The 4051-nt window shown below is 69.1% G+C and carries 4 protein-coding genes; 1 reads left to right on the top strand and 3 read right to left on the bottom strand.

Going from position 1 to position 4051, the window contains the following annotated elements; genetic code table 11:
• Positions 1–41 precede the first annotated feature (41 nt).
• Both fadD12 and Q2100_RS30145 read right to left on the bottom strand, forming a co-directional pair.
• Positions 42–1664 (bottom strand): acyl-CoA ligase FadD12, encoded by a 1623-nt coding sequence (fadD12, locus tag Q2100_RS30140; protein ID WP_302916970.1) that lies wholly within the window; start codon positions 1662–1664, stop codon positions 42–44.
• 43 nt (positions 1665–1707) lie between these two features.
• Positions 1708–2523, bottom strand: a complete 816-nt coding sequence (locus tag Q2100_RS30145) for a lysophospholipid acyltransferase family protein (RefSeq protein WP_302916971.1) — start codon at positions 2521–2523, stop codon at positions 1708–1710.
• Between the two features lie 109 nt (positions 2524–2632).
• Between Q2100_RS30145 and Q2100_RS30150 the strand changes: the two genes are divergently transcribed.
• The gene (locus Q2100_RS30150) at positions 2633–3697 is read left to right on the top strand and encodes an NAD-dependent epimerase/dehydratase family protein (RefSeq protein ID WP_302916972.1); all 1065 of its coding nucleotides are present in this window, start codon (positions 2633–2635) and stop codon (positions 3695–3697) included.
• Positions 3698–3715: 18 nt separating this feature from the next.
• Here Q2100_RS30150 and Q2100_RS30155 read toward each other — a convergent pair.
• Positions 3716–4051: HNH endonuclease signature motif containing protein (locus Q2100_RS30155; protein WP_302916973.1), on the bottom strand; the 336-nt coding region annotated here is incomplete at its 5' end.

Consider the following 4051-nt stretch of genomic DNA (forward strand, 5'->3'; position numbering starts at 1 on the left):
CCACCCGCCAGCCGTGTACCTAACCTCTCAGGTCAGTACAGCTAGTCCAGATGCGCGCGCAGATCGTTGCGCAGCACCTTGCCGGTGCTGCCCCGCGGTAACTCGTCGAGCACGGCGATCTCGCGCGGCACCTTGTAGTTCGCCAGGTTCTCGCGGACATGCTGTTTGAGGGTGTCCGGTGTGGTGGCGCCGCGGTCGGCATCGCCCGAGAGCACCACGAACGCCGCAAGGCGCTGGCCGTACTCGGCGTCGTCCACCCCGATCACCGCGGCCTCGGCCACGTCGGGGTGCTTGATCAGCGCCTTCTCCACCTCGATCGGGTACACGTTCTCGCCGCCCGAGACGATCATCTCGTCGTCGCGACCGACGACGAACAACCTGCCCTCGTCGTCGAGATAGCCGAGATCGCCGGAGGCCATGAAGTCCTCGTGGAAGTCCTTGGTGGCCCCCGAGGTGTAGCCGTCGAACAGGGTTCCGCTGCGCACGTAGATTCCACCGGTCTCACCGGCGGGAAGCGGGCGGAACTCGGCGTCGAGGATGCGGATCTCGGTGCCCGGAGCCGGTTTTCCGGCGGTGTCGGGTGCGGCACGGAGGTCGGCCGGGGTGGCGGTGGCGATCATGCCGGCCTCGGTGGCGTTGTAGTTGTTGTAGATGACGTCGCCGAACTGGTCCATGAACCGGATCACCACGTCGGGATGCATCCGCGAACCCGACGCGGCCGCGAACCGTAGTGTCTTGCCGCTGTAGCGGTTCCGTACCTCGTCGGGCAGGTCCATGATCCGGTCGAACATCACCGGCACCACGATCAGCCCGGTCGCCCGGTGCTCGTCGATCAGGGCGAGCGTGGCCTCTGGGTCGAACTTCCGCCGGGTGACGATGGTGCACGCCATCAGCGCGGAGAAGAGCAGCTGCGAGAATCCCCAGGCGTGGAACATCGGTGCGGCGATGACCGTGGTCTCCTCGGCACGCCACGGTGTGCGGTCCAGGATCGCCTTCAGGTCCCCCGCGCCGCCGCCACCCTCGGCGCGCCGGGCTCCCTTCGGGGCGCCGGTGGTGCCGGACGTCAACAGGATCATCCGGCTCTTGCTGGTTGCCGGCGCGGGCCGCTTGCCGGCGTTCTCCTCGACGAGGCCTTCGACCGAGCGGATGCCGTCGTCGGCCTGCGCGTCGGTCCAGCCGAGGATCCGCACGGCGTCCGGCACTGCGGCGAGTGCGGTGTCCACCACCGCCGTGAACTCCTCGTCGTAGATCACCACGTCGGCGCCTTCGCGCTCGACGACTTCGGCGAGCGCCGGACCGGCGAAGGAGGTGTTCAGCAGCAGGATGTCGGCGCCGATGCGGTTGGTGGCCACCAGTGCCTCGACGAATCCGCGGTGGTTGCGACACATGATGGCAACGGATTTCGGAGTGCCACCCGGGAGCCGCTGCAGAGCGACCGCGAGTGCGTCGCACCGGTCGTCGAGTTCCCGCCAGGTCAGCGTGCCGATCTCGTCGATCAACCCGACCCGGTCGGGGCAGCGCTCGGCAGCGGCGGCCACGCCCATGGTCGCGGTCAGTCCGACCCGTCGACCCGCCAACGCCATCCGCACGTAGCGGTCGGGACGCATCGGTGCGATCAGCCGGGCACGCCACAGCGTCTGCACGAATCCGAGGATGTCGGCCATCGTTCCTTCCTATCCGATCGGGAGCGCGAACCCGCGGCCGGGATCAGCCCAGTATCGGGAAGCGGCGCTCGCGGGCCAGTTCGTCGAGTGCGCTCTGCATGACCGACCGCACGTGTGCGTCGACCGCGCTGACGTCGGCGTCCTCGCCGAACTCCGCCACGACGTCGATCGGGTCGAGCACGCGGGTGACGACCTTGGCGGGCAGCGGCAGGTTGGGCGGGAAGATCGCCGAGAGACCGAACGGGAAGCCGAACGTGACCGGCAGGATCTCCAACCGGATCTTCTTGAGTCCCAGCTTCCTGGCCAGCGAGTCGCCGCGGGCCAAGAACAGTTGCGTCTCCTGCCCACCGATCGACACCACGGGCACGATCGGCACGCCGGCGTCGATTGCGGTCCTGATGTAACCGGTGCGCCCGGCGAAGTCGATCTTGTTCTCGAACGTCGGCCGGTACGAGTCGTAGTCACCACCGGGGAACACCAACACCACCGCGCCGTCGCGCAGGGCCTTGCCTGCGTTCTCGCGGCTGGCTCCGATGACCCCGAGGCGGCGCAGCAGGCTGCCGATGGGCGGCACGAAGACGCCGTAGTGGGCCAGCGTGTACACCGGCCGGTCGAACCCGAACTTGTCGTAGAAGGCCGGCGCGAAGATCAGCACGTCCGGCGTCAGCATGCCGCCGGAGTGGTTCGACACCACCAGCGCGCCACCGGTGCTCGGGATGCTGTCCAGCCCGCGCACCTCCGAGCGGAAATAGCGCCTGATGGCGGCGCCTGCCGTCTTCGCGATCGTCGCCGTGAATTCCGGGTCCCATTTCGCGACCTCCGGACGCTCCGCGGGTACCCAGTCCTGGTCGTCGCTCATCGCTCCCCCTGATGGCCGTTGATCAGCGATTACGTTACTCTCCTGAAAAGAGAACGACATACTCAGGTGACCGGATACCGGGCGCCTCCCCCGTCGTCATAGGAGAACAATGTCAGATCCGGTGTTGGTGACCGGTGGTTTTGGGCTGGTGGGATCGCAGACGGTTCGGCGCCTCGCGGCGCTGGGCCGACGGGTGGTGGCCACCGACCTCGGGACAGAGGGCAATCGCAAGGCGGCAGCCGCGCTGCCCGATGGCGCCGAGGCCCGCTGGGCCGACCTGACCGACCCGGCCGAGGTCGACAAGCTGCTGACCGAGGTGGCGCCGGCGGCGATCATCCATCTCGCCGCGGTCATCCCGCCGCCGATCTATCGCAACCCGAAGGTCGCCCGCAAGGTCAACGTCGACGCCACCGCCACACTGGTCCGTGCGGCGGAGAAGCTGGCCTCTCCACCCCGCTTCGTGCAGGCGTCGAGCAACGCCGTCTACGGTTCGCGGAATCCGCACCGGTACACCGAGCCGGTGTGCGCCGAGGATCCGCCGCACCCGACGGATCTGTACGGCGGCCACAAGCTCGAGGCCGAGGAGCTGGTGCGGGCCTCGACGCTGCCGTGGGTGGTGCTGCGCCTCGGCGGCGTGTTGAGCACCGACCCGAAGGCCATGCCGTTCACCACCGACGCGCTGTTCTTCGAGAGCGCGCTGCCGACCGACAACCGGATGCACAGTGTCGACGTGCGGGACGTGGCATGGGCCTTCGCCGCCGCCACCACCGCCGACGTGGTGGGCGAAATCCTGTTGATCGCCGGCGACGACTCCCACAAGGTCCGCTACGGCGACGTGGGTCGCGCGCTCGCCGGCGCCCGCGGGATGGCCGGTGCGCTGCCACCGGGACGCCCCGGCGATCCGGACAAGGACGAGGCGTGGTTCGTCACCGACTGGATGGACACCACGCGGGCCCAGGAAGCGCTGCAATTCCAGCACCACACGTGGCCGGACATGCTCGCCGAGATGCGCAGCCAGGCCGGCTGGACGCGTTACGTGCTGCCGGTGCTCGCGCCGCTGGCCCGGGTGTACATCAAGCGCCACTCGGCCGCTCGCGTCGTGCCCGGCCGTTACTCCGATCCGTGGGCGGCCATCCGGCAGAAGCTCGGCGAGCCCGGCCTCGACCGCCCCTAGAGCCCACCGGTGCCTGACTCAGGCGGCTGCCGGTGGCGGTTGCGGTTCGAACGGTGAGTACCACCACCAGTCGGCGCGTTCGCCGGTGGGCCCGGGACAGGGAGGTACATCGGGCGGCGGTGTCGTCGGGGGTCGAGCCAGCGATGCCGAACTGAGCTGCCGCCCATCGCGATCGGTGACGACGAGGTGCTGCGCGGGTCCGGTGATGGTGATGCCGCCGCGGTGATGCATTCGGTGGTGGTACGGGCAGACCAGGACGAGGTTGTCGAGCTCGGTGGCGCCGCCGTCCTCCCAGTGGCGGATGTGGTGGGCGTGCAGACCGCGGGTGGCCCCACATCCGGGGACCACGCAGCA

The sequence above is a fragment of the Mycolicibacterium arseniciresistens genome (assembly GCF_030519285.1).
In the GTDB taxonomy this organism is placed as follows: domain Bacteria; phylum Actinomycetota; class Actinomycetes; order Mycobacteriales; family Mycobacteriaceae; genus Mycobacterium; species Mycobacterium arseniciresistens.

What these genes read in the sequence shown, in the direction of transcription:
- Q2100_RS30145 (WP_302916971.1), bottom strand. Translation starts at nt 2,523, where the DNA reads ATGAGCGACGACCAGGACTGGGTACCCGCGGAGCGTCCGGAGGTCGCG.
- Q2100_RS30150 (WP_302916972.1), top strand. Translation starts at nt 2,633, where the DNA reads ATGTCAGATCCGGTGTTGGTGACCGGTGGTTTTGGGCTGGTGGGATCG.
- fadD12 (WP_302916970.1), bottom strand. Translation starts at nt 1,664, where the DNA reads ATGGCCGACATCCTCGGATTCGTGCAGACGCTGTGGCGTGCCCGGCTG.